The organism is uncultured Salinibacterium sp. (assembly GCF_963974405.1).
Lineage (GTDB): Bacteria > Actinomycetota > Actinomycetes > Actinomycetales > Microbacteriaceae > Rhodoglobus.
Genome location: NZ_CAXBBH010000001.1, coordinates 284,905 through 310,139 on the forward strand (window position 1 = coordinate 284,905; position 25,235 = coordinate 310,139).

27 protein-coding genes are annotated in these 25,235 nt (G+C 58.1%); 19 read left to right on the forward strand and 8 right to left on the reverse strand.

What is annotated here, in order from left to right:
• Positions 1–21: 21 nt before the first annotated feature.
• A complete protein-coding gene (dnaA, locus tag AACZ26_RS01320; RefSeq protein ID WP_339618517.1) occupies positions 22–1,437 on the reverse strand; it encodes a chromosomal replication initiator protein DnaA in 1,416 nt (471 codons plus the stop codon).
• A 287-nt stretch (positions 1,438–1,724) separates the two neighbouring features.
• On the opposite strand from dnaA, the gene rpmH reads away from it, so the two are divergent.
• From rpmH to AACZ26_RS01360, 8 genes are all read left to right on the forward strand, one after another.
• Complete coding sequence (gene rpmH, locus AACZ26_RS01325; RefSeq protein ID WP_055810406.1) at positions 1,725–1,862, forward strand: 50S ribosomal protein L34; 138 nt, start codon at positions 1,725–1,727, stop codon at positions 1,860–1,862.
• Positions 1,863–1,871: 9 nt separating this feature from the next.
• Entirely contained in the window at positions 1,872–2,213 is a 342-nt protein-coding gene (gene rnpA, locus AACZ26_RS01330) for a ribonuclease P protein component (protein ID WP_339618528.1), read from the forward strand.
• A complete protein-coding gene (yidD, locus tag AACZ26_RS01335) occupies positions 2,210–2,521 on the forward strand; it encodes a membrane protein insertion efficiency factor YidD (RefSeq protein WP_339618530.1) in 312 nt (103 codons plus the stop codon). Before rnpA ends, yidD begins: the two co-directional genes overlap by 4 nt.
• A gap of 7 nt (positions 2,522–2,528) precedes the next feature.
• Complete coding sequence (yidC, locus tag AACZ26_RS01340; protein ID WP_339618531.1) at positions 2,529–3,506, forward strand: membrane protein insertase YidC; 978 nt, start codon at positions 2,529–2,531, stop codon at positions 3,504–3,506.
• Complete coding sequence (locus tag AACZ26_RS01345) at positions 3,503–4,033, forward strand: R3H domain-containing nucleic acid-binding protein (protein ID WP_339618532.1); 531 nt, start codon at positions 3,503–3,505, stop codon at positions 4,031–4,033. Before yidC ends, AACZ26_RS01345 begins: the two co-directional genes overlap by 4 nt.
• A 14-nt stretch (positions 4,034–4,047) precedes the next feature.
• Positions 4,048–4,683, forward strand: a complete 636-nt coding sequence (gene rsmG, locus AACZ26_RS01350) for a 16S rRNA (guanine(527)-N(7))-methyltransferase RsmG (protein WP_339618533.1) — start codon at positions 4,048–4,050, stop codon at positions 4,681–4,683.
• A gap of 66 nt (positions 4,684–4,749) precedes the next feature.
• The gene (locus AACZ26_RS01355) at positions 4,750–5,667 is read left to right on the forward strand and encodes a ParA family protein (protein ID WP_339618534.1); all 918 of its coding nucleotides are present in this window, start codon (positions 4,750–4,752) and stop codon (positions 5,665–5,667) included.
• Positions 5,667–6,617, forward strand: a complete 951-nt coding sequence (locus tag AACZ26_RS01360) for a ParB/RepB/Spo0J family partition protein (protein WP_339618536.1) — start codon at positions 5,667–5,669, stop codon at positions 6,615–6,617. Before AACZ26_RS01355 ends, AACZ26_RS01360 begins: the two co-directional genes overlap by 1 nt.
• A 285-nt stretch (positions 6,618–6,902) precedes the next feature.
• Here AACZ26_RS01360 and AACZ26_RS01365 read toward each other — a convergent pair.
• The 3 genes from AACZ26_RS01365 to AACZ26_RS01375 all read right to left on the reverse strand — a co-directional run bounded on the left by AACZ26_RS01365 (position 6,903) and on the right by AACZ26_RS01375 (position 10,606).
• A protein-coding gene (locus AACZ26_RS01365) for an IS3 family transposase (protein WP_339618537.1) occupies positions 6,903–8,077 on the reverse strand; the annotation gives its coding sequence in 2 pieces (ribosomal slippage) (positions 6,903–7,781 and positions 7,784–8,077; 1,173 coding nt in all).
• Positions 8,078–8,344: 267 nt separating this feature from the next.
• The gene (locus AACZ26_RS01370) at positions 8,345–9,295 is read right to left on the reverse strand and encodes a D-alanine--D-alanine ligase (protein ID WP_339618538.1); all 951 of its coding nucleotides are present in this window, start codon (positions 9,293–9,295) and stop codon (positions 8,345–8,347) included.
• A gap of 6 nt (positions 9,296–9,301) precedes the next feature.
• Positions 9,302–10,606 carry a PLP-dependent aminotransferase family protein gene (locus tag AACZ26_RS01375; protein WP_339618540.1) on the reverse strand — a complete coding sequence of 435 codons (1,305 nt, stop codon included), beginning with the start codon at positions 10,604–10,606 and terminating at the stop codon, positions 9,302–9,304.
• A 247-nt stretch (positions 10,607–10,853) separates the two neighbouring features.
• Between AACZ26_RS01375 and AACZ26_RS01380 the strand changes: the two genes are divergently transcribed.
• Complete coding sequence (locus AACZ26_RS01380; protein ID WP_339618542.1) at positions 10,854–11,798, forward strand: oxidoreductase; 945 nt, start codon at positions 10,854–10,856, stop codon at positions 11,796–11,798.
• Positions 11,799–11,831: 33 nt separating this feature from the next.
• Here the strand turns inward: AACZ26_RS01380 and trxA are convergent, their stop codons facing one another.
• The 4 genes from trxA to AACZ26_RS01400 form a co-directional block, all read right to left on the reverse strand.
• Positions 11,832–12,158 (reverse strand): thioredoxin, encoded by a 327-nt coding sequence (trxA, locus tag AACZ26_RS01385; protein WP_339618543.1) that lies wholly within the window; start codon positions 12,156–12,158, stop codon positions 11,832–11,834.
• A 55-nt stretch (positions 12,159–12,213) separates the two neighbouring features.
• A complete protein-coding gene (trxB, locus tag AACZ26_RS01390; protein ID WP_339618544.1) occupies positions 12,214–13,200 on the reverse strand; it encodes a thioredoxin-disulfide reductase in 987 nt (328 codons plus the stop codon).
• 155 nt (positions 13,201–13,355) lie between these two features.
• A complete protein-coding gene (gene murJ / locus AACZ26_RS01395) occupies positions 13,356–15,044 on the reverse strand; it encodes a murein biosynthesis integral membrane protein MurJ (RefSeq protein WP_339618546.1) in 1,689 nt (562 codons plus the stop codon).
• Entirely contained in the window at positions 15,037–16,713 is a 1,677-nt protein-coding gene (locus AACZ26_RS01400; protein ID WP_339618547.1) for a DUF6049 family protein, read from the reverse strand. Before AACZ26_RS01400 ends, murJ begins: the two co-directional genes overlap by 8 nt.
• A gap of 124 nt (positions 16,714–16,837) precedes the next feature.
• Between AACZ26_RS01400 and AACZ26_RS01405 the strand changes: the two genes are divergently transcribed.
• The 10 genes from AACZ26_RS01405 to AACZ26_RS01450 all read left to right on the forward strand — a co-directional run bounded on the left by AACZ26_RS01405 (position 16,838) and on the right by AACZ26_RS01450 (position 25,154).
• Complete coding sequence (locus AACZ26_RS01405) at positions 16,838–18,265, forward strand: CCA tRNA nucleotidyltransferase (protein WP_339618548.1); 1,428 nt, start codon at positions 16,838–16,840, stop codon at positions 18,263–18,265.
• 148 nt (positions 18,266–18,413) lie between these two features.
• Complete coding sequence (rpsF, locus tag AACZ26_RS01410) at positions 18,414–18,857, forward strand: 30S ribosomal protein S6 (protein WP_339618549.1); 444 nt, start codon at positions 18,414–18,416, stop codon at positions 18,855–18,857.
• 2 nt (positions 18,858–18,859) lie between these two features.
• Complete coding sequence (locus AACZ26_RS01415) at positions 18,860–19,369, forward strand: single-stranded DNA-binding protein (RefSeq protein WP_100387797.1); 510 nt, start codon at positions 18,860–18,862, stop codon at positions 19,367–19,369.
• A gap of 42 nt (positions 19,370–19,411) precedes the next feature.
• Positions 19,412–19,675, forward strand: coding sequence for a 30S ribosomal protein S18 (rpsR, locus tag AACZ26_RS01420; RefSeq protein ID WP_009773575.1), 264 nt, complete (start codon positions 19,412–19,414; stop codon positions 19,673–19,675).
• 12 nt (positions 19,676–19,687) lie between these two features.
• Positions 19,688–20,140, forward strand: coding sequence for a 50S ribosomal protein L9 (gene rplI, locus AACZ26_RS01425; RefSeq protein WP_339618551.1), 453 nt, complete (start codon positions 19,688–19,690; stop codon positions 20,138–20,140).
• Positions 20,141–20,536: 396 nt separating this feature from the next.
• A complete protein-coding gene (gene dnaB / locus AACZ26_RS01430; RefSeq protein ID WP_339618552.1) occupies positions 20,537–21,925 on the forward strand; it encodes a replicative DNA helicase in 1,389 nt (462 codons plus the stop codon).
• A 75-nt stretch (positions 21,926–22,000) separates the two neighbouring features.
• Positions 22,001–22,648, forward strand: a complete 648-nt coding sequence (locus AACZ26_RS01435; RefSeq protein WP_339618554.1) for a DUF308 domain-containing protein — start codon at positions 22,001–22,003, stop codon at positions 22,646–22,648.
• Entirely contained in the window at positions 22,645–22,890 is a 246-nt protein-coding gene (locus tag AACZ26_RS01440; RefSeq protein ID WP_100387801.1) for a hypothetical protein, read from the forward strand. The genes AACZ26_RS01435 and AACZ26_RS01440 overlap by 4 nt, the downstream gene beginning before the upstream one ends.
• Positions 22,891–23,091: 201 nt before the next feature.
• Positions 23,092–24,075, forward strand: a complete 984-nt coding sequence (locus AACZ26_RS01445) for an ABC transporter substrate-binding protein (protein WP_339618555.1) — start codon at positions 23,092–23,094, stop codon at positions 24,073–24,075.
• A 92-nt stretch (positions 24,076–24,167) separates the two neighbouring features.
• Complete coding sequence (locus tag AACZ26_RS01450) at positions 24,168–25,154, forward strand: iron chelate uptake ABC transporter family permease subunit (protein ID WP_339618557.1); 987 nt, start codon at positions 24,168–24,170, stop codon at positions 25,152–25,154.
• Positions 25,155–25,235 lie beyond the last annotated feature (81 nt).

Here is a 25,235-nt window from a genome sequence, read left to right on the forward strand (position 1 = left end):
GTTATCCCCAAGTGGGAAAACCTATTTTTGGCTGAATCGGTGATTTTGTTTGATGCGACTGGTGAGCTCGGTGACCTGGTTATAGATCGAGCGGCGTTCTTTCATGAGTTCGGTGATCTTCTTATTGGCGTACATCACAGTGGTGTGGTCGCGATTGCCGAAGAGCTGACCGATCTTGGGTAGCGAGAGATTTGTCATCTCTCGGCAGAGGTACATTGCAATCTGACGTGCGGTAGCTACAGCCTGCGAACGGGACGAACCGTAGAGGTCGTCAACGGTGAGCTTGAAGTAGTCAGCTGTGTGATTGATGATGTCGACCGGGGCGATCACGTTGTCTTCATCAAGAGTGATGAGGTCTTTGAGTACGGTTTGAACCAAGGCCATATCGACTTCTGTGCGATTGAGGCTTGCGAACGCCGTGACACGAATTAGCGTGCCCTCGAGTTCCCGGATGTTGGAGGAGACCTTCGACGCCATGAACTCGAGGATGTCGTTGCCCACCTGCATCTTCTCGCTCTGGGCCTTCTTACGCAGAATTGCAATGCGAGTTTCGAGGTCAGGAGCTTGTACATCAGTAATCAGGCCCCACTCGAAGCGTGATCGCATCCGGTCTTCAAAACCCGTGAGGTGTTTGGGCGGAAGGTCGCTGGTGATGACCACCTGTTTGTTGTGGTCGTGAAGCGTATTGAAGGTGTGAAAGAACGCCTCTTGAGTCGAGTCTTTACCCTGCAAAAACTGGATGTCGTCAATCAGGAGGATATCGATCTCGCGGTAGCGAGATTGGAATACCGAAGCACGGTTATTGGCAATTGAGTTGATGAAGTCATTGGTGAACTCTTCTGAGCTGACGTAGCGCACACGGATGCCTGGGTAGAGGCTCTCGGCGTAGTGACCAATTGCATGCAAGAGGTGAGTCTTGCCGAGACCGGATCCGCCATAAATGAAGAGAGGGTTGTATGCCTTTGCCGGGGCCTCTGCGACTGCAACTGCTGCCGCGTGTGCGAAACGGTTTGAGCCGCCGATTACAAAATTGTCGAAGCTGTATTTGGGATTCAGTCTCGAGTCACTTCGTCGAGGCGACGATTTCTCGACGGGAGCCGGAGGTGTTGGCTCGATATAGGGCTGTTCTGTGTGAGGGATGTCTTGGGAGAGAGCGTCTTGCTGGATCTCCGGATTGACGACAGTCGCGAAGTTGGTGACACCGTGGGAATCATCCAGAGCAGCGATCGCATCAATGAATGGTTGACGAAGTCGCTGTTCTAACATTCCTCGAGTGAGTTCGTTGGGAACTTCTAAGTAGAGGGTGCCGGCCATAACGCCTTTGGGTTCAACCAAGTTCACGAAGCCCTGTAGTTGAGGGGTAATTCGTTCGTCTCCGTTGAGGTGTGACAGAACTATTTGCCATAGTCCCTTAGTAGGGTCGGGTGTTTCCGACATTCTTTTCCCATCCCTCGTCAATAATTACTCACAGGCTTATCCACTGGTGAGTACAGCTATTCTCGCTGAAATACTGTGATCTTTTGGCCGTTATGCACCGATAGTCACCTTAGTTGTCCACAGCATGTCGTTACCAATGCCGATGTATTCTGTGTGGATAATGCGGCGTCATTCACATTGCGGTTTGACCGCATGCGTTTAACGCCGTAGTTTTAATCAGTTGACTTCCGGCCCTAGGGCCTACCAATTCTTCCCGGCTGCCAGAGCTGGGCCTTGGAGATATAGCTATGAGCAAGAGAACTTTTCAGCCGAACAACCGTCGCCGCGCGAAGGTACACGGTTTCCGTCTTCGTATGCGCACTCGTGCCGGCCGCTCGATTTTGAGCGCGCGTCGTCGCAAGGGACGCACCGAACTCTCCGCTTAGTCTCGTCCGGTGCTGTCTAAGGCGAACCGCGTAGCGTTGCCAAGCGATTTTCGTTTGGCCGTTCGTCGGGGTCGTCGTTTTACAGCACCGCACTGCATTCTTCACATTGTGAAGAATGAGCGATCACAGGGAGTCCGATTCGGATTCATCGTGTCCAAGGCGGTGGGCAATGCTGTGGTACGAAACCGAGTGCGTCGTCGACTTCGTGCCGCAGCTTTTCAATTGCTGCCGAATATTGACACTGATGTGGACATCGTTGTTCGGGCTCTAGCAGGCGCTGCGCAAGCTGAGTCCACTACGCTACTGGCTGAGATCGCAGAAGGGATTGACCGCATCGTGGTGAAGGCATGAACTCCGTCGCTACGTTCGCGTTGCTCATTCCAAGGAATATCTGTGTTCTTGTACTGCGCATCTACCGTGCGGTTGTATCTCCTCTTTATGGAGATGTCTGCCGTTATTACCCGTCGTGTTCCCACTACACTCTTCAAGCTATCCAGCAACATGGTGTTCTCCGTGGTGTGTGGCTTGGCTCTCGTCGGATCCTTCGCTGTCACCCGTGGGCAGAAGGAGGAGTCGACGACATCCCGGCTCGCCGGCATGACCGCTACCAGATCACTCGGTTCGGCTTTGTTGTAGCCGCAAGCCACGAAAGGGGCTAACCACTTCATGGACTTTTTCGCTTTCTTTAGCAGTCTGCTTTGGCCAATCAAGTGGGTGATCGAAGCAATCCTCGTAGCGTTCCATGAGGTCATCACATTCTTCGGTATGGATCCGGATGCCGGCCTCACCTGGGTGTTGTCGATCGTCGGTCTCGTGCTGGTAGTTCGTGCCGCGTTGATTCCAGTTTTTGTTCGTCAGATCAAAAGCCAGCGTCGCATGATGGAAGTTGCACCGCAGCTCAAAAAGATTCAAGACAAGTACAAGGGCAAAAAGGATCAGTTCTCCCGCGAGGCAATGTCGCGCGAAACCATGGAGATGTACAAGAAGGCTGGAACTAACCCCTTCAGCTCCTGCCTCCCCTTGCTCCTCCAGATGCCGATCTTCTTCGGTCTCTTTTCAGTACTACGTGAAGCTCAGCTTGAGGACCATCCTGCGGGCGTTGGACTACTCAACGCGGACCTCGCAGAGTCATTCGGAACCTCTTCACTTTTCGATATTGCGCCGCTACACCTTGCTATCAGTACTGCAGAGGGCAATGTAGCCGTCATCGTCACCGCAGTCATCATGGTTATTTTGATGACGGGTTCGCAGTTCATTACTCAGCTTCAGATCATGTCGAAGAACCAGTCGGCAGAGATGAAAGCCAGCCCCATGTACCGCCAACAGCGGATCATGTTGTACCTACTCCCCCTCGTGTTTGCCTTCTCGGGTTTCACCTTCCCGCTCGGCGTGATGTTCTACTGGCTCGTCTCGAACTTCTGGACCATGGGTCAGCAGTTCCTCGTCATCCGCAACATGCCCACTCCTGGTAGTGAGGCCGCGCTGGCTCGTGAGGCGCGTCTCGCCAAGCGCAATCAGCGCAAGGGGATCGTCGAAGAGACGCCCGAGGCCGGCACCATCGTTATTGAAGAGCCGAAGAACCCGCAGCGGGATCAGCCCGTTAGCAAGAACCGTGCAAAGAAGAAGCAGGGAAAAAAGAAATGACGAACGTTTCTGAAACCAACAGCGCCGCCATTGAGGATGCTCCTGTTGATGATCGTCTAGACCGCACGACAGCGCAGCTCGAAGAAGAGGGCGACATCGCGGCTGACTACATCGAGGAACTGCTCGATATTGCGGACCTTGACGGCGATATCGAAATCGACGCGCGTGCCGGGCGTTCGTATATCTCGGTGACCTCGAGTGAAGACACGAATCTGCGACTTCTTTCTAAGCCAGAGACAGTTACGGCACTGCAGGAGCTCACGCGAATAGCTGTTCAGAATAAGACGGGTGTTTTTTCGCGCCTGATTCTCGATATCGGTGGTTCGCGTGAGGCGCGCGCAGCTGAGCTTGCCAAGTTGGTAGACGCGGCTGTTGCTCGCATCGAGGCGGGGTCTGACTCCGCAGCACTCCCCCCTATGTCCTCTTACGAGCGCAAGCTCGTTCATGATGTTGTAGCCGAGCGTGGTTTTGTCTCGCAGTCCAGCGGTGAAGGCCGCGACCGTCACACAGTCATCACTCGTTCATAGTTTCACGTGAAACATTGACGGATGGACTGAGGCTCGAATCTGAGCCGGAGATTGCTTCTGAACTTTTTGGCGCTCGGATTGAGCTCGCGCGTGCCTACACCGAGAGTTTGGCTCTCCGTGGTGAGGAACTCGGTCTTATTGGTCCTTTAGAGGTACCGCGTTTGTGGTCACGGCACATCATTAATTGTGTCCTTGTCGCTCCCCTGCTTCGACCAGGTCTTGTTGGTGACATCGGAAGTGGTGCAGGCCTGCCTGGCTTGGTGCTTGCGATCGCCCGGCCGGATGTCGAGTTCGTACTGATTGAGCCCATGGAGCGCCGAGTTGATTGGCTCAACGCTGAAGCTAGTCGTCTCGGCCTGACCAATGTCGTTGTTGATCGCTCGCGCTCTCAGGATGCTCCCTACGCTGAGGCCTTGAGTCAGATAACGGCTCGTGCAGTCACGGCCCTTTCCAAGCTGATTCCTTCGACCGAACACCTTCTGGCGCCAGGGGGCGAGATGGTCTTTATGAAGGGTGAGCGCATCGATGCCGAAATCGAGGCCGCGGCAAAAGCCATCCGTAAGGCTCGCTTGAAGGATGTGGAATCTCTCGTTCTCGGAGAAGGAATCACTCCGGAGATCACAAGGGTCTTTCGGGCTAGAGTGGACTGATTCGGTTGGCTCGTGAGCCGTTTCAATCCCCATCCGATTCACTATCAGTCTGAGAGAAAGTTTCACGTGAAACATCCCGAAAGCGAAGTCAACGAACAAGGCAAATCGTTCGATGAATCCACGCCGCTTGCGCGGGAAATCGCGGATCTCACCCGTCGTCGGCAAGCAGTTGCTTCGGCCTCGCTTCCCCTCCCTTCTCAGCCCCGTGTCTTCACGGTCGCCAATCAAAAGGGTGGTGTGGGTAAGACGACGTCGACGGTGAATCTCGCTGCTGCCCTCGCCCGCACTGGCGCTCGCGTACTAGTAATTGATCTCGATCCTCAAGGGAACGCATCCACTGCGGTTGGGGTGGAACATCGATCCGAGACCGCGAGCGTTTATGACGTAATGATCAACGATGTTGCGATGGCCGATGTCGTGCAGAAGAGCCCTGAATTCGCAGCGCTGTTTTGTGTTCCGGCCACGATCCATCTTGCTGGTGCCGAGATTGAGCTTGTTTCGCTCGTCGCTCGGGAGCAACGACTCCGATCCGCACTTGATACGTTTCTCGCGGAAGCACCTGAGCCGTTCCACTATGTCTTTATCGATTGCCCGCCGTCTTTGGGTCTTCTCACTATCAATGCATTCGTGGCTGCTCAGGAAGTTCTTATTCCTATCCAGTGCGAGTACTACGCTCTCGAGGGTTTGAGCCAGCTGCTCAACAACATCAAGTTGATCGAGCGACACCTCAATCCCCGACTCCGAGTCTCTACGATTCTTATGACGATGTACGATTCTCGGACCAACCTCGCCAATCAAGTGGTTGATGACGTTAGGGAGCACTTTCCGAATCAGGTATTGACGACCGTCATTCCGCGTTCGGTCCGCATTTCTGAGGCACCTAGCTACGGCCAGAGTGTTATTAGCTATGACCAGAACTCCCCTGGATCGCTTTCCTATCTTGAAGCGGCAGCGGAGATTGCACATCGAGGAGCACCTAAATAATGGCAGCACCAAAACGTACTGGGTTGGGTCGGGGAATTGGCGCGTTGATTCCCTCGACTGACGAGAACGAGCAGCGGCCCGTAGACGTATTCTTCCCTGGTGGCGATTCGGTTCCCGAACGACTTCGATCGGTTCCCGGTGCGCGTCTCGCGAACCTCTCCCCTCTCGATATTGTTCCGAACGCTCGTCAGCCACGGACTGAGTTCCGTCAAGAAGAGCTAGAAGAGCTCATTGTCTCGATTCGCGAAATCGGAGTTCTCCAGCCAATCGTGGTTCGCCCCCTTGTGGGAGCAACCGAGGGAAACCCTCAGTACGAGCTCATCATGGGAGAACGTCGCCTTCGCGCGAGCAAGCACCTAGGGCTCGCTTCGATCCCGGCGGTTATTAAGAGCACCGCTGATGAAGACATGCTTCGCGATGCACTGCTCGAGAATCTTCATCGCGCTAACCTCAATCCGCTCGAGGAAGCTTCGGCCTACCAGCAGCTACTGGCCGATTTCGGAATTACTCAAGAGCAGCTAGCTGAGCGCATCGGTCGGTCAAGGCCACAAATCACCAATACAATGCGTCTTTTGCGTCTTCCTGAGAGCGTTCAGCGCCGTGTGGCTGCCGGAGTTCTCACAGCCGGTCACGCTCGGGCGCTGCTGTCGCTTCCTGACAGCGCCGGAATGGAACGTTTGGCGGAGAAGATCGTCAATGAAGAGCTTTCAGTTCGGGCGGCAGAAGCAGCCGCGGGCTCTCTCTCGACCAAGCCTGCTCGTTCCAAGCCTTCTCGAGGTAAAAAGCAAGGCCACTTGGATGAAATTGCGGAGCGACTCGGAGATCGACTCAACACTCGCGTCAAGGTCACGCTCGGCGCCAGCAAGGGACAAGTCGTCATTGACTTCGCGACGGTAGCCGACCTGAACCGTATTCTCGAAGAGCTCGGCGACAACGGCTTCAACTCCTAGATACGTATGGAGTTGACTCCCCCACGTCTGGGATCTCACCTCGATACGATTTTCCTTGTTAGTGAACCCCGTCGCGTCGTGCGGGGGTCTCAATTCGCTGCGACCGAACGTAAAGGTTCGCCCGCTCAGCCCTGCCGTGGCGTGTTGAATAGTCGAGGGCTGACACACGTGATCTGTATGTTTCACGTGAAACTTCGCTAGTCGCTAGTCGCTAGTCGCTAGTCGCTAGTCGCTAGTCGCTAGTCGCTAGTCGGGTCTGCTGCACGGATAGGTGACAGTGTGTAGTCACGCAGCCTGGGTGGCTGGCGTGTTCATGATGGCCTCGAACTCGATTGGCGTCAATCGGCCGAGCCGGGGTTGGCGTCGGCGTCGGTGATAGGTCCGCTCGATCCAGGTCACGATCTCGATGCGCAGCTCGTCGCGGGTTCGCCAGGCGCGCCGGTTGAGGACGTTCTTCTGCAGCAAGCTGAAGAACGATTCCATCGCGGCGTTGTCGCCGGCGGCGCCAACGCGCCCCATCGATCCGACCATGCCGTGGCGGCTGATCTCGCGAAGGAACTTCCTGCTTCGAAACTGGCTGCCTCTGTCGCTGTGAATCACGCAGCCCGCGACGTCACCGCGGCGAGCGACCGCGTTGTTCAACGCGTTGACCGCCAGGCTCGACTTCATCCGCGAGTCGATCGAGTAGCCGACGATCTTGTTCGAGAACACGTCCTTGATCGCGCAGAGATAGAGCTTTCCCTCACCCGTCCAGTGCTCGGTGATGTCGGTCAGCCAGAGCCGGTTCAGAGCGTCAGCGGTGAAATCTCGACCCACGAGGTCATCGTGAACCGCAGGCCCTGCCTTCTTGCCCTTGCCTCGGCTGCGTTTGCCGAACGAGGACCACCAACCATTGCGCGAGGCAATCCGCCACGCGGTCCGGTCAGCCATCGGCTCGCCATGTTCGCGAGCCTCGTCGGCCAGCAGTCGATGGCCGAACTCGGGGTCGTCCCGATGGGCATCGAACAACGCGTTCGCGCGATACGCCTGCACCCTCTCAGCGTTCGACACTGGCTGTTTCAGCCACCGGTAGTAGGGCTGGCGGGAGAGCTTGAGAACCCGGCACGTCACCGTCACGGGGATCCCGTCACTGGCGAGCTCTGTCACGAGCGGGTAGAACCTTTTCCCGGCAAATGCGCCTGCCCCAGATACGCCGCCGCGCGACGCAACACCTCAACCTCCTGCTCGAGCAGCCGGTTCCGTTGCCGCAACTCACGCAACTCTGCATCCCGATCGTCAGGCGACAACGACCCCGACTTGGCAGCCCGTTCAGTGGCACGCGAGCGCGTGATCCACTTCGTGAGCGTCATCGGATGGATCCCGAAGTCATGCGCGATCTGCTCGACCGTCACCCCAGGATCACGGTTCTCCGCAACACGAACGACATCGTCGCGGAACTCTTTCGGATAGGGCTTAGCCACAATGGCATCCTTCCAGGCCCGCCCGCAGGCAAGCCAGATCAGATGTCACCTATCCGTGCAGCAGACCCGTCGGCCCCACACTGGGTGAGCGCGCTCTATGCCGAAGGAGCAGAATCAGCTCATTCCGTGATTCAGCGAGTCAGACGCGCGCATGTTCCACGTGAAACATCCCGACCGCTGTTTTTGGGGCGACAATTAGACGCTGAGCGCAACTTAAATACACGTGCCTGACCGGCACGCGGTATCGGTGGGAAGCGGAGAAGGTGCCTAGCCTTCCATAGCGGTGTCGGCAAGTGCGGCGTAAACCCAGCCCAGATCGTGGCCGGCCGCTATCAGAGCCTGAGGCATGATCGAGGTTTCCATGAGCCCGGGCAGCACGTTCGCTTCGAGGAACCAGGGTGTGCCGGCGCCATCGACAATGAGATCTACGCGAGAAAGGTGTCGAAGCCCGAGTGCCGAATGGGCCGCGAGGGCCGATTCCGCGGCGCGCTCTGCATGCTCTTGAGAGATGCGGGCAGGAGTATAAAAGCGGGTCTGACCTGCATTATAACGAGCCTCAAATGTATAGGCTCCTTCGACAGGGTCGATCTCAACGGCGGGTAGCGCTACTGGGCCCGAACCGCTATCAAGCACTCCGATCGCAATCTCAACACCGGTTATGCGCTGTTCGATGAGCGCGACATCGCAATAGTTGTAAGCGTTGACCATGGCACTGGGGAGATCCGCGCGATCCGTCACAATCGAAACACCCTGAGCTGAACCACCTTGAGCTGGCTTGACGACCAACTCCCCCGACAGTTCATCGGCCAGTTCATCCAAGATGCTGTGAGCACCCAGTTCGCGGAACGAGTCACGAGACAGGGCGATCGACAGTGGAGTGCGAACTCCGACGCGAGAAACTAGTGCTTTCGCGGTTGGCTTATCCCACGCGAGACGTGCTGCGTCTGCCCGCGAGCCGACGTAGGGAATGCCGATGAGGTCGAGAAGCCCACGAAGGGCTCCGTCCTCTCCGCTCGCACCGTGCAGCGCTGGCCACACCACGTCGGGCTTGGAATCGCGGAGATAGGGAAGCAAGGAGGCATCCGGGTCACGCAGCTCAACGATCTTGCCCTGAGCCCGAAGGCCATCAGCGACACGCCGACCTGAACGGAGCGACACATCTCGTTCATGGGAGATTCCGCCGGCAAGAACTAGCACGCGGGTGGATGAAGCGTTCATGATGTCCTAGCTGAGGTTGGCTGGAGGGTTGATCATTGACGGAGCAGGAGGAGCAATCGTCAGCGGAGCTGTCTGAGAGAACGTGTTCAGCAATTCGAGTTCTCCATTAATGACCGTCGAGAGCCTACGGATGCCCTCGCGAATGAAGTCTGGCGTGGGATAGCAGAAAGACAGCCGCATGTTGCTGCGTCCGTTGCCATCCGCGTAGAAGGCTGTACCCGGCGTGTAGGCCACAAGTTCCTTGACAGCACGAGGCAACATCGACTTGGAATCGAGGTTGTCTGGCAGGGTTACCCAAATGTAGAAACCTCCGTTGGGTACTGTCCACTCCAGGTCGGGAAGATAGTCACCGAGAGCATCCAACATCGCATCGCGGCGTTCACGATACACGCCACGGAAGGTGTCGATCTGGCCCTTCCAATCGGCGACGCTCATGTACTCACTGATGATGTTCTGCGTGAAAGAACTAGGCGAGAGAACCGCCGCCTCATTAGCCAAAATGAGTTTCTCTCTAATTGCATGAGGGGCGAGAACCCAGCCAACACGGAACCCCGGGGCGAGGGTCTTCGAGAAGGTGCCCAGATAGATGACTCCATCCTCTTCAACGGAGCGCATGGCGTGAGGTGGTGGACCGTCGAAGTACAGAAGGCCGTAAGGGTTGTCTTCGAGCACGAGGATGCCGTTCTCGCGCGCGATTTCGAGCACTTCGAGCCGACGCTGCCAGCTCAGAGTCACCCCTGCAGGGTTGCTGAACGTCGGAACGGTGTACAAAAACTTGATTGTCTTGCCCGCAGCGCGCACTGCGGCGATATGGGAACGTAGTGAGTCTGGAACAAGACCAAATTCATCCATCTCGACGTGGGTGATTTCGGCCTGAAACGACTTGAACACGACCATTGCCGTGACGTAGCTCGGACCTTCGGCGATGACGACATCGCCAGGGTTGATAAAGAGCTTCGTTACGAGCTCGAGGGCGTGCTGGGACCCCGTAGTGACGACAACGTCATCAACACTGGCGCGGATGCCCTCCAACGCCATAACGTCGAGGATCTGTTCACGTAAAGCCGGAAGCCCCTGGCCGGAACCGTACTGGAGGGCCGCAGGACCGCGGTCACGCATTACTCGATCAATCGACTCGGTGACGAGGTCTTGCGGTAGCGCGGACACATAAGGCATACCGCCAGCGAGAGAAACAACTTCGGGGCGTGAGGCCACGGCAAACAACGCTCGAACTTCAGAGGCGGCAAGGCCTGAGGCGCGATCGGCATAGTGGTCGAACCACTGGTCGAGGTTGTTTGGCTGTGTTGTCATCGGTCGTCCCGTTCGGTTGACTTTAAATAATAGGCGTTTGAGGGTTCTGAGCTAAAACTGAGCAATGATTGCGTGGTGCGACGTCAAGCGGATCGCAGCTCCGCTCCGAACTACGGTAGTGGGCTGACGTGGAGCTAATCGTGATTGAATTCGATGCCTCTCCCCCGGACGTGAGAACCCGGCTCCCGCAACGTCCACGCACCACCACCACTGCCGCCGGCAGCTAATGAAGAAATCGAGAACCATAGTGAACGCTCGTACAGACTGGACAGAGGCGGACATCGGAGACCTCAGCGGAAAGGTCGCGATCGTGACCGGCGCCAACTCGGGCCTAGGGTATGAGACAAGTCGTGCCCTACTGAAGGCGGGCGCGCACGTTGTCATGACGATGCGGAGCGAAGACAAAGCCGAGGCCACTGTCGCGGCGCTGACCGCCGATCTTGGCAGCGTATCCCTCGAAACAGTGCTGCTTGACCTGGCCGATCTCGAGTCGATTCGCCACTTTAGCGAGAAGTTTCACGGGAAACATTCCCAACTTGACCTGCTTATCAACAATGCCGGGATTATGATGACGGATGCTCAGCTCACGATCGATGGTTTTGAATCGCAACTCGGCACGAACCATCTCGGACACTTCGCGCTCACCGGGCACCTCCTTGATCTCATCCGCTCGACCCCCGGCGCACGCGTCGTGAGTCTCTCCAGCGTCGCCCATCGGTGGGGATTCATGGAGTTCGGAAATCTGATGTTCCAGAACGGCTCGTACACACCGCGCGCAGCCTATGGTCGCTCCAAGCTCGCCAACCTGCTCTTTGCGTACGAACTTCAACGACAATTCGAAGCAACTGGTGTCGACGCAATCTCGGTCGCGGCGCATCCGGGCACGGCAGGAACGGGCCTTGCCGACCATCTTTTTGATCGCTGGTACCTGCGTCCGCTCAAGCCACTCGTCTTTCTGGGCATCCAATCCCCCAAGCAAGGCGCTCGTCCGACGCTACGGGCCGCAACAGACCCTGAAGCGCACGGTGGCGACTTCTTCGGGCCAGGCGGACGTAAGGAGTACAGCGGGGCGCCAGTGCTGGTCGAATCGAACGCGGCCTCGCATTCCGAAGTCGATGCCCGCAAACTCTGGGTCGAATCGGAGCGCCTGACCGGTGTTAAATACGAAAGCCTCCGTACACCCACCGAATAGTGGATGCCGGAGGCTTTCGGCTGAGACTGAGCTTTACGCCAAGAACTCCGCGAGGTCTGCTTCAATCGCGGGCTTCGGCTTCGCGCCGATAACGGTCTTGACGACTTCGCCGCCCTTGAAGACCTTCATGGCGGGGATCGAGGTGATCTGGTACTTCATGGCCATTTGGGGGTTGTCGTCGACGTTGAGCTTGACGATCTTGATCTTGTCGGAGTTCTCGCTGGCGATCTGGTCCAGGATCGGACCAACGGCGCGACACGGGCCGCACCATTCCGCCCAGAAGTCGACCATGATGGTGTCTTCTGAATTGAGGACGAGCTCTTCAAAGTTGGCGTCGGTTACTTCTGTTGCTGCTGACATTGATAATTCCTTTGTTCAGTGGGACGTTGAGGAGAACGGACGAAGGAGCGGTGTTTTAGGCGGCTTCTTCGTCAGACTCGCTGACTCGAGCGGGCTGTACAGCGCTGGCGACGAGTTCGCGAGGGAGCGATGCGAGGTAGTGCTCGGCATCGAGGGCAGCGACGGTGCCGGAACCGGCGGCCGTTACTGCCTGGCGGTAGGTGGGGTCGATTACATCGCCGGCTGCGAACACTCCGGTGATGTTGGTGCGAGAGGAACGACCATCCACAGCAACTGTTCCATCAGCGTTGATGTCGAGCTGACCATGCACGAGGTGTGTGCGGGGGTCGGCGCCGATAGCAATGAATAGCCCGCTGACGTCAAGGTGCGAAGTAGAGCCATCGACAGTGTCCGTGAGGTCGATGCCGTCAACAAGCTCGGAACCGGTGATGCCGGTTACGGCCTTGTTCCAGACAAACTCGATCTTCGGATCACTAAAAGCACGTTCCTGCATCGCCTTAGAAGCGCGCAGCTCGTCCTTGCGATGAATGACATAAACCTTGTCGGCAAATTTGGTGAGGAACGTTGCTTCTTCCATCGCAGAGTCTCCCCCACCCACGACCGCAATCGTCTTCTTGCGGAAGAAGAAACCGTCACACGTTGCACACCATGAGACGCCGTAGCCGCTGAGGCGTTCCTCATCGGGCAGCCCTAGCTTGCGGTACGCCGAACCGGTCGCGAAGACGACAGCAAGGGCTTCGTGCACATCGCCATTGCCGAGCGTGACCTTCTTGACTTGACCGTCGAGCTGGAGATCCGTGACATCGTCAAGAACGATTTCGGCGCCGAAACGCTCCGCCTGCTTCTGCATCTCGATCATGAGATCGGGACCCTGGATGCCTTGGGCAAACCCTGGGTAGTTCTCGATCTCAGTCGTTTTCATGAGTTCGCCACCAGCTTCGACCGAACTGGCAATCACGAGCGGCGCCAGATTCGCGCGCGCCGCATAGATCGCCGCGGTGTAACCGGCGGGGCCGGAGCCGATGATGATGAGTTGACGCACTTTTGTGTCTCCTTGGGATTGTGACTACCCGATTCAACACATCCTAGCTATGGAGTATTCCGAGTGTCTGTGGCGGGTGTCCAGTTACTGAATATTCGTAGCGGAGGCACAAACAGTTCACTTGTTGCCGCTAGAAAGCTGAATAGCTGCGCCAGCTAACGTCGAGTAACGCGGGCGATGATCGGGCGAACGAACGCGAAGAATTCGTCATTCTTCGTGAGAGCCAGCACTGTGGCATAGACGGCGAGCATGCCGGTGCCGGCCAACGCGATCGAAGCGAAGCCACCAGCAAAGCCGGAGACCACGAACGAGCCTTCACCGAATCCGCCCAGCAACATCAGGATGCCGTAGCCGACCCCGGCGGACGGAATCATCGCCGCCGCAAACCACAGCAAGCGGCGCAGCAACGGCAGCAGCTCAAAGCCTGGAACGCGCTTGCGGATGACGAATAGCGCGACCGTGGTTTGAATGGTTCCGGAGATCGTGATCGCAGTGGCGAGGCCCATAGCGATACGTTCCACGGGAAACGTCGAGACGAACAACGCAGCAGAAATGTAAAGAACCACCTGAAAACTCTGCAGGAAGAACGGCGTGCGGGTGTCTTCAAACGAATAAAACACGCGCTGCAGAACGTACATCATGCTGAAGGGCACCAGACCGACAAGATAGATCATGAGAACGCCCGACAGCGAGACAACTTGCTCGTGATCATTGCCGAAGAGGGCGCTGAAGGGGAAGGCAATCACAATGAGGCCAATCGCCGCGAAGACCAGCAACATCAGGATCGAACGCAGCGCGGAGGAGACATCTGTGCGCATCGAGACGAGGTCTTTGTCCCTCGCATGCCCGCTCATCCGGGTGAAATAGGCCATTCCGATTGATACAGCGATTACCGAATGCGGGAGCATAAAGATGAGCCAGGCGGTGCTCATGGCAAAGACAGAGGCGTTGCCAGAGGCGAGGGAGGCGACGTTGGTTTCGACGACGGCGCCGACTTGAGTAACCAGAATCATCCCGAACGTCCACGCAGCAGCCTTGCCCGCGTTGCCCAGACCAACACCACGCCACTGGAACTCGGGACGGTAGCGCAGGCCCGCGCGGTGCCAGAAGTACGCAAGGAGGGCTGCCTGCACAGCAATGCCGAGCGTTGCGCTGCCGGCCAGCAGCGCAATCATGTCGGGCGTCCACTCGGTGGACGGCAAACCGTCGGCGCTGCCAAAGATGAACTGGAAAACGATGAGGCCCGTGACCATGACGACGTTGTTGGCGACAGGAGCCCACGTGAATGGCCCAAACTTACCGCGGGCGTTCAACACCTCACCGAAGAGCGAGTACAGCGCGTAGAAGAGAATCTGAGGTAAGCACCAATAGGCGAAGGCGGTCGCGAGGGCCACTTCTTCGGCGCCGAACGTCTCGCTGGTCTGGGTATAAAGATCAACGAGCGCGGGAGCACTCAACGTTGCCGCGACCGTCACCAGAACAAAGATGACGATGCCGAGAGTGACGAGGCGGTTGATGAACTTCTGGCCGCCATCCTTATGGAGGGCAGCGCGAACAATCTGAGGCACGATGACAGCGCTCAACATGCCACCGGCGACGATTGCGTAGACGCTCTTCGGCAGTTGATTGGCAATGCCATAAGCGTCTGCGCCATTGCCGATCACTCCGAGCGTCTGAGCGAGCAAGACCGCACTCAGAAAGCCCAAGATGCGCGACACAAAGGTGCCGGAGGCCAGCAGCGCACTCGCGCGGCCAATCGTTGAGGTCTTGTTGTCAGGCAGACCCACTGAAGCAGAGGGGACGCCTGGCTCTGGCTCGGCTTCGGGACCGGGCTGATTAGTCATCTTGTGGCTTTCTGCGACGAACGATGCTGCGAATAAGGCCTGCGGCGAAGACCAGAGCCACGATCACGGCGAACGAGAGAACAACGGGAGTTTCCCATCCCGCCTGCACGTTTATTTCGCTGACCTTGGTTGTGCCAACGCTCAGACCATTGCCACCCGTGAGGCTGATTTCTACATCGACAACACCGTTGGAAAGCGATTGAACGGGGACATCTGCCTTTGCTTGCGAGTTAGCTTCGATTCGAAGCTCGACTCGAGAATCTCCGACGGCGAGAAGCCCCGTTCGCGGATCAACGGTGACGTAGACGGTGACTGCCTGATTGAGATCGTTGCTCACAGAAACAGGTAAGAAGCCGTTGTCGGCAACGAGGAGGAAATTGCTTGCCTCGACAACGCTCACAGCAGAGCGAAGATCACGCGAATCCACAAGAAAACGGTTTACCTCGGTGAGCCAGTCGGCCGGGTCGTCGCTGGGCATCGTGCCGAGCACGTCGAGGAGAGCCAACCGGCGCTCGGCAACGAGTGACTCGGGGTCTTCTGCGATGGAGAAGAACGACCGCTCTTGTTGCGCTGCCGCCAGCAAGCGAGTGGCATCGCCGAGTCGCGATTCCGGCTGAGGCTTATCGACGATTGTGGCGGCAGTCGGTGTGTCACGAGCCAGCTCGGTTAGCGACACCATCGTGATCGACGGGCTAGCGCTCAGCGTGTTGAGAGCCGCATCGAGGCGAGCCGAACTGACTTCCAAGGAGTGGTCAATAGAAATGAGAACGGATGCTGTTGCTGCAGTTTGAGCCGCGCCAGCTGCCAGCACGGTCTGTGTAAGGGCTATATCGGCGGCAGCGACATCCCGGTCAAGTGTCGAACCGAGCGCGACATCCATCGCAGCGGATGCACTCGCGTCAGAGACCAACGCGGTGACACCATCGATGCTGGTTACTGCTCCTGCGCCGGTTTTTCGTGAAACATTCGTCGATGACAGCACAATTGAGCTGTAGCCACTCTCGGTGAAAGCGGCAAGATCGCTCGAAATAACGGTATCGGTGCGGGGCCGAAGGAAGCCATCGATCGCGTAGTCCCACCCGAGGATTTGCTCCGTGGTCGGGTACTCGGGGACCTCATCAACCCCTGTATCCATCGGGTTAGCGGAGGCTGTGGGTGCGGGGTCATCAGAGGTCGCATCGGGGTCAGCAAAATTTGCCGCATCCAGCGCAAAGTCAAAGGAAATTGGCTCAAGAGTCGAAGCTAAACCGCCCTGAGACGCGAGAGTGACATCCGCATTTCCGTAAGGCAGGGGCACCACGTCATTGCTGACGAGGGACAACCGCTCCAGCCAGGAACGCGCAGACTCAGGAGCACTCGTGCCCAGCACGCGAATGGAAGCCACAATCATCGGATCAATAGCGATCGCAATTGGTTTACCAGCCACGGCATCCAATTGACGAGTGAGCAACCCCAGAGGCGCGGTGTATTCGGCGAGCGTCTCAGCGTCAAGGATTCCACCGCCGCCGGAAGGCACCGTCATCGGTGCTATTACGGCAACGTTTGTAGCCGCGGACGCCGGGGTGAGGGCCGACACACGGCTCTCGGCAGGGGCGGCACTCGCTCCGGTCGCGGCAAGTGTCAGCCCGAGACCGAGTGCCAGTGCGGCACTGAAGACTCTTATCGGCAACGGGAAACCCCGTACTCTCGCTCAGCCAGCATGGTGTGAGTTTATTCGTCCTTGCCTGAATGGTGGGTGGTTTGATCACAAGCGAGCAAAATTCATCCGGTGCACGTGCGAAACTAGTCGCACCATGGAGAGTGTTGCCCACGCGATCGAGAGTCTCGACAAACTTGCCGACTCTAAGCCAGTAGCCACCCTAGCGGCGCGATTCGCTGCCGAGGGTTTCGAACTCGCGCTTGTCGGTGGACCCGTGCGGGATGCGTTCCTGGGCCGCAAGGTCACCGACCTTGATTTTGCGACCAACGCGAACCCCGATGACATCATGCGGCTCGTGAAGCCGATCTCGGATGTTCAGTGGGATATTGGGCGGGACTTCGGCACCATCGCTGCCCGCATCGACGGCGAAACGGTGGAGATCACGACCTATCGCGCCGATAGCTATGACGGCGAGACGCGCAAACCCGTGGTGGCGTTTGGAGATTCGCTCGAAAAAGACTTGGAACGCCGTGACTTCAGCGTGAACGCGATGGCGCTCCGTTTGCCCGAACGCGTTCTGGTTGACCCCTGGGGTGGCGTCGAACATCTCCTCAGCAAGACGATAACGACCCCGGGTTCCCCTGAGGTGTCTTTTGGAGATGACCCGCTTCGGATGATGCGGGCTGCCCGCTTCACGTCACAGTTGGGTTTCACGGTCTCCCCTACGACCGTCGCGGCGATGAAGCAACTTGCTCCGCAGCTCGACATCGTGAGTGTTGAGCGTGTGAGCGACGAGCTGACAAAACTCTTGAAGACGGATGACCCGGTTCCGGGCATCCGGTTGATGGTCGAGACCGGCCTTGCGGATCAGGTGCTTCCCGAGATCCCCGCTCTGAAACTTGAAGTGGACGAGCATGCTCACCACAAGGACGTTTACGAACACTCCTTGACCGTGCTGCGTCAGGCAATCGATCTCGAGAAGAGCCGCCCTACCATTGAGGGCCCCGACCTCATCTTGCGCATCGCGGCGCTGCTGCATGACATCGGTAAGCCGTCGACGCGAAAGATCGAGCGCGGTGGTGTGGTGACCTTCCACCACCACGATGTTGTTGGCGCGAAGCTTGCGACTAAGCGACTGCGTGCCCTGCGCTTTGACAAAGAGACCATCAACTCTGTTGTGCGTCTGGTCGAGTTGCACTTGCGATTCTTTGGCTACACCGAGGGTGCGTGGACCGATTCGGCTGTGCGTCGTTATGTTCGGGATGCTGGCGACCAGCTTGAGCGTCTTCATATCCTTACTCGGGCGGATGTCACGACCCGCAATGTGCGCAAGGCTGACCGGTTGTCATTTGCGTACGACGATCTCGAGGAACGCATTGCGGCGATCGCCGAAGCGGAGGGGATCGCCGCAGTGCGCCCCGATCTCGATGGCGAACAGATCATGGAAATACTGGGCCTCAAGCCGAGCCGTGCGGTCGGCGAGGCCTACAAGTTCTTGCTTGAGTTGCGCCTCGACGAAGGACCATTGGGGGCCGACGAAGCCGAAAAGCGGCTGCGGACGTGGTGGACTGAGCGCTCCTGAGCGTCGCTTTAATGGTCATCTTGAGTATTGACCCGCCAAGCAACTACACTAGGCAGGTTGTCTGACTGCTTTCGTGCGGTCGGATGAACGTCAACACCCTCCTGTTACAGACCGTCTGTAACCGTTTAAGTCCGAAGGAGGTGGGTTTGTGACGCATCAGTACGAACTCATGGTTATCCTCGATCCAGAGATCGACGAACGTACCGTGGCTCCCAGTCTCGACAAGTTCCTCAATGTCATCCGCAATGACGGTGGCACCATCGATAACATCGATATTTGGGGTCGCCGTCGTTTGGCCTACGAGATCAACAAGAAGACCGAAGGCATCTACGCCGTCGTCAACTTCACCGCAGAGAGCAAGTCGACAGACGAGCTTGACCGCCAACTCTCACTCAGCGAAGCTGTCATGCGCACCAAGGTGCTGCGTGCAGAAGCTGGGTTCGCTCAGGTAGCTGCTGCCAAGAAGGTTGCTGAAGAGAAGGCTGCTCGCAAGGCTGCTGCTCCGGCAAAGACTCCTGCTGCAGACGCTAAGGCTCCCGCAGCTCCGGCTGCTCCCGCTGCTGACGCCAAGGCTGAAGCGGAAGCTAAGTAACCGTGGCCGGCGAGACAGTCATTACGGTCGTGGGAAACCTCACGGCAGATCCCGAACTGCGTTACACGCAGGGTGGACTTGCCGTAGCTAACTTCACCATTGCCTCAACGCCGCGCACCTTCGATCGAGCATCCAACGAGTGGAAAGACGGAGAAGCACTATTCCTCCGCGCTTCCTGCTGGCGTGAATTCGCCGAGCATGTTGCCAGCTCACTGACCAAGGGAACCCGCGTTGTTGCGCAGGGTCGACTTCGTCAGCGTTCCTACGAAACCAAAGAGGGCGAAAAGCGCACGAGCATGGAATTGGAGATCGACGAGATCGGTCCCAGCCTCCGCTATGCAACGACGCAGATCACCCGCGCCCCCCGTGACAGCTCGGCTCCTCGCGGAGTTCAGCAGAACAACGGTGGCGGCCAGTCAAACGAAGAGCCGTGGGCAGCTAGCGCTCCTGCCGCATCCTCGGGCGACGTGTGGAACACCCCTGGTAACTACTCCGACGAGACGCCTTTCTAGGCCCTCGGCGCTCAATCTTAATTACAGAAAGAAGTAACACTCATGGCAGGAAAGAGCAGCGGCGACCGCCGCAAGCCCATCCGCAAAGGCAAGGACGGCAAGAACGCCGCACCAGCCAAGTCGATCCGCGTAGGCGTTATCGACTACAAGGATGTCGCAACGCTTCGTAAGTTCATCTCCGAGCGTGGAAAGATCCGCGCTCGTCGTATCACCGGTGTTTCCGTTCAGGAGCAGCGTCTCATCGCCACGGCTGTCAAGAACGCCCGTGAGATGGCATTGCTGCCTTACGCCGGCGCGGGCCGTTAAGGAGCCACCGACATGTCAAAGCTCATTCTCACTCACGAAGTGACCGGTCTCGGCGCGCCTGGCGACGTTGTAGACGTAAAGAACGGCTTCGCTCGTAACTACCTCATCCCCCAGGGCTTCGCCGTGGCGTGGACTCGCGGTGGCGAAAAGCAGGTTGAATCCATCAAGGCAGCACGCGCATCGCGTGAGCACGCCACTCTCGAAGAAGCGCAGGACCTCAAGGCTCGCCTCCAAGCGACCAAGGTCAAGCTCACTGTGACGGCTGGTCAGGGTGGACGACTGTTCGGTTCGGTCAAGCCCGCACACGTAGCGGATGCTGTTGCCGCTGCTGGACTTGGCGACATCGACAAGCGCAAGATCGAGATCACCTCGGCAATCAAGTCTGTGGGAGATCACGAAGCTACGATCCGTCTGCGCGACGACATCGTTGCGACGATCACTCTTCAGGTGGTTGCTAGCAAGTAACTGTTTTAAGACAAGGACGGCGGGCCAATCGGCTCGCCGTCCTTGTGCTTTAAGCCCACTTGTCAAGGGTTTTGTGCACAGGATTAAGAAAAATATGGAACCCTCAATCTTCACTTTAGACATGTTTCTACACACTGTGTGTGAAAAGTAAAAGAGCTGGTCAGAGATGCTTTTACAAGACTATTTGCTGTAGTTTCCACAGGACTTTCCACAGTTTGTTCACACGGCTTGCGGCGTTTCGTCCGAGTTGTGCACAACGTTATCCACAACCCCAGTTGTGGGTAGTTGATTCCCCTTCGTAAGGTGAAGCAGCCTTGAAGCGGGACTCGCTCTGGAGCACGCCCGAGTGTCAGGGGCTGCACGTATAAATAGGGCTGCCCCACTAGGAGGAAAACCATGTCGATTGCGCATCTAGGCCTTGCCGGCGACGATCGCCAATCCGGCGAATCTCGTGGCGGCTCGCGAGGCGATCGCGTTCCCCCACACGACCTCCTTGCCGAACAAAGTGCCATCGGCGGAATGCTCCTGAGCAAGGATGCTGTTGCCGACGTCATCGAAACCGTGCGCGGCGTGGACTTCTACGTTCCCAAGCACGAGACGATCTTCAACGCGGTGCTCACTCTGTACTCGCACGGTGAACCTACCGATGTCATCGCCGTCACCGACGAGCTCACCAAAACCGGAGAGCTTTCTCGCGCTGGGGGAGTCGAATACCTCCACACGCTCACGGGCCTAGTTCCTACCGCAGCCAACGCCGGCTTCTACGCGACCATCGTTACGGAGAAAGCTGTACTGCGTCGCCTTGTCGAGGCAGGAACCCGCATCGTTCAGATGGGTTACGCGAGTGAGGGCGAAGTTCTCGACCTCGTCAACAACGCCCAAGCCGAGATCTACTCCGTCACCGGCGGCGTCGAAACCGAAGACTACGTTCCCCTCACGATGGCCGTCGAAAGCGCCATCGATGAAATCGAAGCAGCGCGCGGCCGCGACGGCCAGATGATCGGTGTTCCCACCGGCTTTGCTGAGCTCGATGAACTCACCAACGGACTACACCCCGGCCAGCTGATCATTTTGGCCGCGCGACCAGCTATTGGTAAGTCGACTCTTGGTTTGGACTTTGCTCGCGCAGCATCCATCCATCATGACTTGCCGTCCATTGTGTTCTCGCTCGAAATGGGTCGAAGCGAAATCGCTATGCGACTCTTGTCGGCCGAGGCCAGTGTTCCACTGCAGCACATGCGTAAGGGTTCCGTGCACGCCAACGACTGGACCACCATCGCTCAGACGCGTGGTCGCATCAACGACGCACCGCTCTACATCGATGACAGCCCCAACATGACCCTCGTTGAGATCCGGGCCAAGTGCCGTCGGCTCAAGCAAAAAGTCGGGCTGCGCATGGTCATCATCGACTACCTGCAGCTCATGACAAGCGGTAAGAAAGTCGAATCACGTCAGCAAGAGGTCAGTGAGTTCTCGCGTGCTCTCAAGCTTCTCGCCAAGGAACTCGAAGTTCCGGTTATCGCTATCTCTCAGCTGAACCGTGGTCCTGAACAGCGAGCCGACAAGAAGCCTGCGCTCTCCGACCTTCGTGAATCAGGATCGCTCGAGCAAGACGCCGACATGGTGATCTTGCTGCACCGTGAAAGCGCCTACGAAGCAGATAGCCCTCGCGCCGGTGAAGCTGACCTCATCATTGCCAAGCACCGAAACGGACCAACACGCACCGTCACCGTGGGCTTCCACGGTCACTTCTCGCGGTTCGTCGACCTGCCGCCAGGGTCGTAGTCGGCTCGCTGAGAGCACTTCGCCGCGAGCCGCCTAGACTAGAGGCACCCGCTTGTTCAGAAAGAAGGCGATCGCTTGACTAGTGCTCACACTGAGCCGCTGCCTGCATCCACTGCGTGGTACGTTCCGCTTGCTCGCGCAATTCCCGCTCTGGCCCTTGCAGTCGTCATCACGTTCTCGGCCGATCACTCATCGCGCCTCGGGCTTGTCACGCTGGCCAGCTACACGCTTATCGTCGGTGCCGTGCTGTTGACTGCGAGCGTGCTCTCCACGCACCGTGGAATCGGGCGCAACCTCACGATTACCCAGGGCGTCCTTTCGATCGCTGCCGCCATCGCCGCCTTCATTGCGTCGAACGGCGGGCAAGCCTATTTCGTCTTCCTGCTGACCGCGTTCGCCGCGATCACCGGATTCATCGAGCTTTACCTCGGGCTGCGCAGCCGCAGCCGCGACGCATCATCGCGCGACTGGGTTTTCGTCGGCAGCCTCACCGCGCTGCTCGCCCTCGTAGTGCTGCTCGTGCCGCCGGGATTCAGCCAACCCTTTACTGGGCCGGATGGAATCGACCGTGAACTCACGGCATCCATCGTGGTGGTCGGACTTCTCGGAGCCTATTGGGCCATCCTTGGTGTGTACCTAGTGATTGCTGCACTCTCGCTCAAGTGGAGCACAACCGATCATGATGCTGTTACGGCAGCCGTGCAAGAGAAAGAGGACCAGTGACTACCCCAGACAAGCGTGACCGCACGCGCCCCGCAGAGATGCTCGGCCTCTCCGCAGTTTTCGGGCTGTTCACGGGACTGGTGGTTTTCATGGCTACCCGCGACCTGATGCTCGGCCTCATCTTTGCCGGTGTTGCCTTCATCGTGTCGCTGGTCGTTATCGCGATGCTCACCCTCGCGGTGCGCCCCGACAAGAACGAACTCCTCGATCTCGACGAACAAGATCGCGAAGCCGGGCACTAGCCTCCTCCCGTTCTGACCAGCCGCCGAGAGTTGGCTCAGCGCGGCAATAATTGTGGCGCGCCCGGAGTTCAGAATTTCACTCGAAGCCCTTTGACTCCCAGTCTTTATTAAGGTTAGGCTTACCTAAGCAACACTCGCTGCAGCGGGTGTTGCGTTTTTACGCCCGACCGCTTTCGGTCATCCGAAATAACTAAGGACATCATGAACTTTTCACGAACCCGGCACGGAGTACTCGTTGGAGTACTGGCTCTCGCGCTTGCTGCCTGCAGCACCGCGACGCCTGAAGCTGCAGATTCAGACGGAGCAGAAGCATCCGTTCAGTTCGAGGACAACAACGGCAGCCAGACCGTAGCTACGCCGTTCACTTCGGTCGTTGCCACTGACAACCGCACGTTCGAGACTCTCGCCTCGTGGGGCATCGAGCTCAGCGCCGCCGCCGTAGCGCTGATGCCGAGCACCATCTCCTACACTCAGGACGACTCAATCATCGACCTGGGCAACCACGGCGAGCCTGACCTCGAGGCTGTCGTTGCCGTCCAGCCCGACGTCATCATCAACGGGCAGCGGTTTGCGCAGTACCACGACGACTTCGCCAAGCTCGTACCTGACGCCGTGATCGTTGAGCTCGACCCGCGCGAGGGTGAGCCCTTTGACACCGAGCTCAAGCGCCAGACCACCGTTCTTGGCGAGATCTTCGGCAAGCAGGCAGAGGCCGAACAGCTGAACGCTGACTTCGACGCCGCCATCGAGCGCGTAAACGCGGCATACAACGCTGACGACTCCGTGATGGCTGTAATCACCTCGGGTGGAGAGATCGGATACTCGGCTCCCAGCGTCGGTCGTACCCTCGGCCCGCTCTTCGACCTCTTCGACTTCACCGCCGCACTGGATGTCGATGACAGCAGCGAAGACCACCAGGGTGATGACATCTCGGTAGAGGCAATCGCTGACTCCAACCCCGACTGGATTCTCGTTATGGACCGCGACGCCGCGATTCTCGCCGACGACCCCACCTACGTGCAGGGCAGCGAAGTTCTTGAGAACTCCGAAGCACTCTCGGGCGTCACCGCGGTGAAGGAAAGCAACCTCGTTTACATGCCGGCTGACACGTACACGAACGAGGGCATCCAGACGTACACCGAGTTCTTCAACGCAATCGCTGACGCGCTAGAAGCCAAGAACTAGCGTCGCTCACGCCGTTCGGTGCTGAAGCGTGCCCCCGGGCGATCTTCAGCACCGAACGGTTCTGGCCTTCAATCAGAAACCCTCACTCACGGATGACGTCAACACTGGCCCGACGGCGGCCCGCCAACACGACCACCCTCTTCGATTGGAAACTCCTGCTCGCGACGGTGGGCGTTGTGCTGCTGCTGATCGCCTCCCTGTTCACGGGGGTCTACGACATCTTCGGGGCGGATGACGGCCAAAGAATGTTCGGCATCACGCGCGTTCCGCGAACGATCGCGCTGGTGCTCGCGGGCGCCGCGATGGCAATGAGCGGCTTGGTGATGCAGCTGCTGACGCAGAACCGGTTCGTGGAACCAACCACGACGGGCACCACCGAGTGGGCAGGTCTTGGACTGCTCACCGTCATGATCCTCTTTCCGGGAGCCAGCATCCTCGCCCGTATGAGCGGAGCGGTCGTAGCCGGGTTCATCGGCACCGGAATCTTCTTCCTCTTCTTGCGCCGCGTAACCCTGCGTTCATCGCTGATCGTGCCGATCGTCGGCATCATGCTCGGCTCGGTGGTCGGCGCCATCTCCACCTACATTGCTCTCTCCACGGACATGCTTCAGAGCCTCTCCGTGTGGTTCGCCGGCAGCTTCACCTCGGTGATGCGCGGACAATACGAACTGCTCTGGATCGTTGCGCTCGTCGTTGTTGTGATTTTCTTGTTCGCCGACCGACTCACCGTTGCGGGGCTCGGCCAAGACATAGCGACGAATGTCGGCGTGAACTACAACCAGATTTTGCTCATCGGCACCGCGCTCATTGCCGTCGCGACCGGAGTGGTGACGGTTGTCGTGGGCAATCTGCCGTTCCTCGGCCTCATCGTTCCCAACATCGTGTCGATGTTCCGTGGCGACGACCTGCGCAGCAACCTGCCCTGGGTGTGTTTGCTGGGCATCGCGATCGTGACGGTGTGCGACATCGTCGGCCGCACGATCATCATGCCGTTCGAAGTTCCCGTGTCGCTCATCTTGGGTGTCGTGGGCGCGATCGTCTTCATTGCTCTCCTGTTGAAGCAGCGCCGTCGTGCATAGTCCCGTGGATGCTCAGGAGACGCCGATCGTCGCGGTCGGGTCGGCGACAAACTCGGAGTCGAGTCTTCAGAGCCCGAAGAA

Excerpts from the sequence above, each read along its gene's own strand:
- dnaA (WP_339618517.1), bottom strand. The coding sequence starts at position 1,437 with ATGTCGGAAACACCCGACCCTACTAAGGGACTATGGCAAATAGTTCTG.
- rpmH (WP_055810406.1), top strand. The coding sequence starts at position 1,725 with ATGAGCAAGAGAACTTTTCAGCCGAACAACCGTCGCCGCGCGAAGGTA.
- yidD (WP_339618530.1), top strand. The coding sequence starts at position 2,210 with ATGAACTCCGTCGCTACGTTCGCGTTGCTCATTCCAAGGAATATCTGT.
- yidC (WP_339618531.1), top strand. The coding sequence starts at position 2,529 with ATGGACTTTTTCGCTTTCTTTAGCAGTCTGCTTTGGCCAATCAAGTGG.
- AACZ26_RS01345 (WP_339618532.1), top strand. The coding sequence starts at position 3,503 with ATGACGAACGTTTCTGAAACCAACAGCGCCGCCATTGAGGATGCTCCT.
- AACZ26_RS01360 (WP_339618536.1), top strand. The coding sequence starts at position 5,667 with ATGGCAGCACCAAAACGTACTGGGTTGGGTCGGGGAATTGGCGCGTTG.
- AACZ26_RS01370 (WP_339618538.1), bottom strand. The coding sequence starts at position 9,295 with ATGAACGCTTCATCCACCCGCGTGCTAGTTCTTGCCGGCGGAATCTCC.
- AACZ26_RS01375 (WP_339618540.1), bottom strand. The coding sequence starts at position 10,606 with ATGACAACACAGCCAAACAACCTCGACCAGTGGTTCGACCACTATGCC.
- trxA (WP_339618543.1), bottom strand. The coding sequence starts at position 12,158 with ATGTCAGCAGCAACAGAAGTAACCGACGCCAACTTTGAAGAGCTCGTC.
- murJ (WP_339618546.1), bottom strand. The coding sequence starts at position 15,044 with ATGACTAATCAGCCCGGTCCCGAAGCCGAGCCAGAGCCAGGCGTCCCC.
- AACZ26_RS01405 (WP_339618548.1), top strand. The coding sequence starts at position 16,838 with ATGGAGAGTGTTGCCCACGCGATCGAGAGTCTCGACAAACTTGCCGAC.
- rpsR (WP_009773575.1), top strand. The coding sequence starts at position 19,412 with ATGGCAGGAAAGAGCAGCGGCGACCGCCGCAAGCCCATCCGCAAAGGC.
- rplI (WP_339618551.1), top strand. The coding sequence starts at position 19,688 with ATGTCAAAGCTCATTCTCACTCACGAAGTGACCGGTCTCGGCGCGCCT.
- dnaB (WP_339618552.1), top strand. The coding sequence starts at position 20,537 with ATGTCGATTGCGCATCTAGGCCTTGCCGGCGACGATCGCCAATCCGGC.
- AACZ26_RS01445 (WP_339618555.1), top strand. The coding sequence starts at position 23,092 with ATGAACTTTTCACGAACCCGGCACGGAGTACTCGTTGGAGTACTGGCT.
- AACZ26_RS01450 (WP_339618557.1), top strand. The coding sequence starts at position 24,168 with ATGACGTCAACACTGGCCCGACGGCGGCCCGCCAACACGACCACCCTC.